Origin of the sequence: Streptomyces sp. AC512_CC834 (assembly GCF_019049325.1) — a bacterium.
Lineage (GTDB): Bacteria > Actinomycetota > Actinomycetes > Streptomycetales > Streptomycetaceae > Streptomyces.
Map to the genome: position 1 here is coordinate 1 of NZ_JAGMUO010000005.1, position 5218 is coordinate 5218.

General features: G+C 69.7%; 6 protein-coding genes. 3 read left to right on the forward strand and 3 right to left on the reverse strand.

Annotated elements, in window-relative coordinates; translation table 11 throughout:
• The first annotated feature begins 275 nt into the window (after nt 1-275).
• Entirely contained in the window at nt 276-1217 is a 942-nt protein-coding gene (locus KUM40_RS00035; RefSeq protein WP_217161420.1) for a hypothetical protein, read from the forward strand.
• 514 nt (nt 1218-1731) lie between these two features.
• The gene (locus tag KUM40_RS42315) at nt 1732-2046 is read left to right on the forward strand and encodes a hypothetical protein (protein ID WP_217161423.1); all 315 of its coding nucleotides are present in this window, start codon (nt 1732-1734) and stop codon (nt 2044-2046) included.
• 200 nt (nt 2047-2246) lie between these two features.
• Here the strand turns inward: KUM40_RS42315 and KUM40_RS00045 are convergent, their stop codons facing one another.
• Genes KUM40_RS00045 through KUM40_RS00055 form a run of 3 tightly spaced genes read right to left on the reverse strand, consistent with a single transcriptional unit; the run spans nt 2247 to nt 3648 of the window.
• Nucleotides 2247-2618, reverse strand: coding sequence for a hypothetical protein (locus tag KUM40_RS00045; RefSeq protein ID WP_217161425.1), 372 nt, complete (start codon nt 2616-2618; stop codon nt 2247-2249).
• Nucleotides 2615-2992, reverse strand: a complete 378-nt coding sequence (locus KUM40_RS00050) for a hypothetical protein (protein WP_217161427.1) — start codon at nt 2990-2992, stop codon at nt 2615-2617. The genes KUM40_RS00045 and KUM40_RS00050 overlap by 4 nt, the downstream gene beginning before the upstream one ends.
• On the reverse strand, nt 2989-3648 hold the full coding sequence (locus KUM40_RS00055; RefSeq protein ID WP_217161429.1) for an HNH endonuclease family protein: 660 nt from the start codon (nt 3646-3648) through the stop codon (nt 2989-2991). The genes KUM40_RS00050 and KUM40_RS00055 overlap by 4 nt, the downstream gene beginning before the upstream one ends.
• Before the next feature lie 924 nt (nt 3649-4572).
• Here KUM40_RS00055 and KUM40_RS00060 point away from each other — a divergent pair.
• The gene (locus tag KUM40_RS00060; protein WP_308401009.1) at nt 4573-5169 is read left to right on the forward strand and encodes a hypothetical protein; all 597 of its coding nucleotides are present in this window, start codon (nt 4573-4575) and stop codon (nt 5167-5169) included.
• The last annotated feature ends 49 nt before the right edge of the window (nt 5170-5218 follow it).

The window sequence follows — 5218 nt, forward strand, 5'->3', positions numbered from 1 at the left end:
AACACCACTGGTCAGACGGCCGCACACCTGGAATTCCGGTGGCCATCAGCCTGGACTCGGCTGGCCGCACATCTGGACTTTGCCACGGCCGCTGTCATTCTGCGCAGGCCGCCGGCTTGCACTCCCAAGGGCGAACCCCAGGGACGGCAGGATGGGCCGAAGCTCAACACCTGCCGGGTTTCGGCAGCACCGCACGCCTGAGCGCTGCCGGGGGCGCCTCTCGCGCCTCCGCCGGGTTCACGGGATGCTGGTGAGCCTTACGGGAGGGGAGCGGGATGAGGCATGTGCCCTTTTTCCGGTGGGTGCTGACGCTGGGTTTCGTGCTCTTCGCCTGTGCGGTGGGGCTGCACGCAGCCGGGCAAGACCTGCCTGAAGCGCGGCAGATCGACCTGACGGTCCTCGAGGAGGAGCCCGATGGATCGTGCAGGGTCCGTTGGGACGACCCGTATCAGAAGCGGGAGAGGGAAGCCTCCTACCAGTGCGATCCCGGCCGGTCCGACCTCCTCAAAGCGCCGCAGTATTCCGACAGCCGCGGCTACGGCTGGGAGACGGGTTTCATGCTCACCAAGGGGCCGGAGAGGGGGAATCTTGAGGACCTGGCCACTGGTGATGACCTCGGCCGTGCAGACGTCTTCCTGCTGTTCGGGACGTCGCTCATCGCCGTCGGGCTGATCGGCGGGAACCTGCGAGCCCTGCCCCGGGTCCTCGGGGTGCAGACACGGCTCATCCGCCGTGCTACTGAACTGTCCGAGGCCGCGATGTCGGCGGCTGAGGACTACGACCGCGCCGTCGCGGAGGTAGGGGAGGCGGGACGCCACGACGCCCTTCCCCATGACGCCGACACGGGCTCCGGTTCCCGGCTGGTCACGGCGCTTTGGGTACTGCGGGAGGCGGGCCCGCAGGCAGCGCAGACGGCGGCTATCGGCCGGGAGCTCGCAGGCCGGATCCACGCGCTGCTGGACGACGCGGCCCCCGCCACCGGGCTGCGGAGCATGCTGCAGACCGGCCCGGCAGCCCGCTGGAACGCCGCACAGGCCGTTGCCGAACTGCGCCTGCTACTCGACGACGCGGAGCGGAACGGTCTGCGCGAGCGTTTCGCACAGACCTCGGTCGACCTGCTTCGCGGGCAGGACACCGACAATGCCGCTCTCGCGGCCGCCACGGACTTCGCAGAAAACCCCAGCGCGTACAGACACTTCCTGGCCCGGATGACATGATCCATGGGCCCTCTTCGCCGGCGGCTACTGCTGCCGCCTCGACGGCGCCGACGGAGCCCAACGTAGCGTGTGGGGAGTGTTCCCTTCCCGTGGCGAGCCGGATCGACAACTGTTCGCTCTGGCAGGCGCTGCGGCTCGCCCCAAACGCTGTATGTCGCGTCTCTGTGGACGGCGCCGACGCCGCGCCGCTTTCCTGGTCTGAGCTGAGGGAGACAGGTGCAGGCACGCCCCCGTTCGAGCCGATCACCACGTGGGGATCGCGGTTCAGGGCCGGCCACTAGTCGAACTACTGGTGGTCGTGGAGCCCGCAGTGGGAGGCGGCACCGACCAGGCACTCGCCCACCTGCTGGCGGCGCCGGAGAGCCAACCGGTGACCGTCCCGGGCGGGCTTGGTCAGGCACGTCTTCCAACGCGCGCTTGACGCCTTGCTGTCCGCAGGTACGCGGGCTCGGTGCGCCGCCGCCCTGGCCGGACCGCCTTCCCGCTCCCAGCGCAGACGTCTTCCATCCCCCTCGTGCCGTCTCATCCGCAGACGGGGCAGGCCTGGGGCCCGGCCGTCCGGGCGCAGTACCTGGTGCCGCTGCCGTTCGGGGTGTGGCTGTGGCTGGCCTTCCCCGAGCCGGACCTGCCCGTGCCGACGTCAGGCGTGCTCCCTAACGGTGCTCTCCGTGACGACTTCGATCCATCGGCGCCGTACCGCTACCACCTGTTCCGGGCCGCCCCGGAGGTGTTCCGGCGCACCCTGGTCCGGCTGCCGGCCACCTGCAGCCCATGGCTGCGCGAGTTCTTCGGCAACCCCAAGCACCACATGCGGACTGGCCTCTTCTAGCCGACTGACGAGCTGCGGGGACATGCAGGTCCAAGACACGGCCCGCACGCCACCCGCTCCGGACGTCTCCGAGACGGGACTTCTGCGCCTCTGCAGCTGCTGCAAAGTGGCTCCTTCCTCGTCGACGCCCTACGGCGGTTCCTGGGTCGGCCTGCTGGTCCCTGGGCTCGTGGTGTGGTGGCGCGGAGACTGTCCCGGCTTCAGGGGATCATCACGCAGTGGTTCTCGATGACCCTGCCACCGCGGTCGAGTCCGCCGCAGACGGCCAGCCTTGGATAGGCCCTGATCTCCCGGTTGACGACGAACCGCCACCGCGAAGCGTTCGCCTTGCTCCCCCGGTAGTCACCGACAAACGCACGCAGCCTTCCCGGCAGACCGTCCCTCGTGGTGACGGTGATGTCCTGGACGTAATCGCGGCCCTGGTACGCGGTGGCGACACAGATGTAGGTGCCGCAAGTGGACTTCACTTCGGCACTCGCCGGCGCCGCCGTCACCAAGAGCAGTCCCGCGGCGGCCGTGAGCGCGGCCGTGACCGTGACGATCCGCCGTCGTGTCCTTCGTACTGATGTCATGACCCTCCCCTTTGTTCGCGTGCTCCGGCATCCCGTGGATATGAGGTGGGCCCGTGCGTCGCGGTCTGCTCCGGGCAGCCGCCCGCCACCTCGCGCAGCGCCGCCGCCCCGGCCTCGTCCGCCGACAGCGCGCAGCGGAGCTTCATGTCCTCCCACTCGGCGACGTAGCGGCAGTACGCCTCACCCGCCGGCGGCAGCCCCTCAGCCGGCTCCTGGTCCGACTTGGACTGGTGGGAGCGGGCGGTGGCCGCGACGAGACGGGTGACGGCTCCGAGGTCGTTGGAGTACGCCTCTGGCCGCTGCGACGACCACGCCGCGGCGCCGCTGTCCCAGTCCTCGGCGAACAGGACCACGTACTCCCCCACCCCGGTCACGGGGCCGGCTCGTACGTCACGGTCTGCTCCGGGCAGCCGGTAGTTACCTCGCGCAGGGCGGCCAGTTCGGCCTCGTCCACCGACAGGCTCCAGCGGAGCTTCGTACCCACCCACTCGGCGACGTACCGGCAGTGCACCTCAGCCGCCGGCGGCAGCCACTGGGCCGGGTCCTGGTCCGACTTCGACCGGTTCGAGCGGGCCGTGACCGCGACCAGACTGGTCGCGGCGCCGAGGTCGTTGGCGTATGCCTCCCGGCGCTGCGCCGACCAGATGGAGGCGCCGCTGTCCCAGGCCTCGGCGAGCGGGCCCATGTGGTCGATGTCCAGGCCGGAGGCCGAGGTCACCCACACCTGGTCGTAGTACGACCACCAGCGGCCGCCCGTCAGACGGCACTTCGGCCCCACCGTCGGCGGCTCCACCGCCTCCGCGATCAACACCTCCGCACGGGTGTTGCAGCCGTCGGAGGGGTTCGCGCCGGCGTTCCAGTGCTTGAAGGCGTCCCGGTCGTAGCCGTCGCGGGACTCCGCCGCCACCGGCAGGCGGGTGACGGCCTCGGACAGCGGGAGCATCTCCGCGGCATGGGCGGGCGTGGAGACGGTCAGAGGCAGGACGGCGAGAGAAGCGGCAGCCAGGCCGCGCAGCACAGACTTGAGCATGCACCGTTGATAACGGCCCCCGAGGGGGCGCTGTCAGGCGTTTGCCGAGTGCGCCGCCCGTGTGGGTGCACTCGTCATACCGGCCACCGATCAGCCGAGCCTCCTGCACGGTGGGCGGTCAGCCTGGCCTGTCACGGTGCCGGGAAGGGCGGACTGGGCCAGTGCTCGTTCGGTCAGGTCCTCAGCACCACGCCGGTGTCCTCATCGACCAGGGTGACGGTGCATCGGTCACGCTGCCGATTGGGGCACTTCTGGGTGGCAGCGCGTCCGTGCCAGCCTGGACGACCGGGGCACTTGATCCGCTAGCAGGCCGGGGGGGGGAAGCGTGGGGAACGTTGCGGCGCAGGTGGTCAACGTCTTCGAGGGCCGGTTGAAGTGGCGCTCTCGCTACCTGATCCGCAGAGCCCGCCGGCAAGGCAGGACCGGCCTGCTGATCCAGGTGGACCTGCGCGACCCTCCCCGCAGCATGTCACCTATGCGGTGCCTGGTGTCCGTCACGGAAGGCGAGCGCCAGGTCTGCAGTGTTGAGCGGAGCACCATCAGAACGGTTCGTTTCGTTCCTCTTCTCCCAGGCCCGCGCTCACTTCGGCTTGAGGTTCTTCGAACCTGCAGGCGAGGTTCCACACGAGTCGAGCGGACAGTGGTGATCGGGCAGGGAGACATTGTGCTGGCGGCCTGCGAGCCGGTTCAGCCGAACGTCTTCTACCGGCGCAGTCCCGAGGCGGACAGATGGAGCCTGCAGATCCTCAAGTAGCACCCCCATCGGCCGCACAGATCGACGACCGCCCGCTTCGTCCCCTAGAAGCTTGAGCCCGTCTGTAGATGAAGCCGCGCACCCGCGCCTGCGGGTCTCGCCACCTTGCCCCGGCCCAGGGTTGCCGGTCTGACGCCGCCGCTGTCGGATGCCCCAGTTACGGTGGCCGGGTGAACGGATCGAATGCGCCGGCCGACGTGTCCGCCCACCACGGCGCGTTGTTGCCTCTCCTGGCTTCCGACCGGGAGGTCATCGACTTCTTCGCCGGGGTTGCGGATCTCGACGCGGCCAACCCGGCCGACCACGAGCTGGAAGAGGGAGTCCGGCTCGCCTCTGGAGCTCGGCTGGAGCAGTTTGCGCGGGCGGGCTCAGGGGATGCGTTCTGCTTCGTCGGCGAGGGTGGGGAGGAACGCCCCGTGGTGTACATCAGTCTCGACGGCGAGGCCGGACCGCTCGCCGTCGGCCTGGCAGAACTGGTGCGGCTGTGTCTGGTAGCACCGTGGTGGCGGGACGCTCTCGGCCGGACAGCCCAAGAGCTCCAGGCGGTCGCCGACGAGTACCGGCAAGACATGCCAGACCTCGATGGACTACGCGACCGCGCGGCCCGGGCGCTCGGCCTCGATCCGGCCGGACTGCCGTCCGAAGCGGCAGCCCTGGACCGGCTCATGGCGCTTTCCCGAGGACCGGTCGCCGCAGCCTGTCTCGTCGTCGGGTACGAGTGTCGGGGGCGTCTGAACGCGGACCCACTTTGGCCGATTGAATCGTGACCCATGTGGTCTGTGGTTGTGGTGGTTCAGTCGGTTTCTGTGGCGGCGG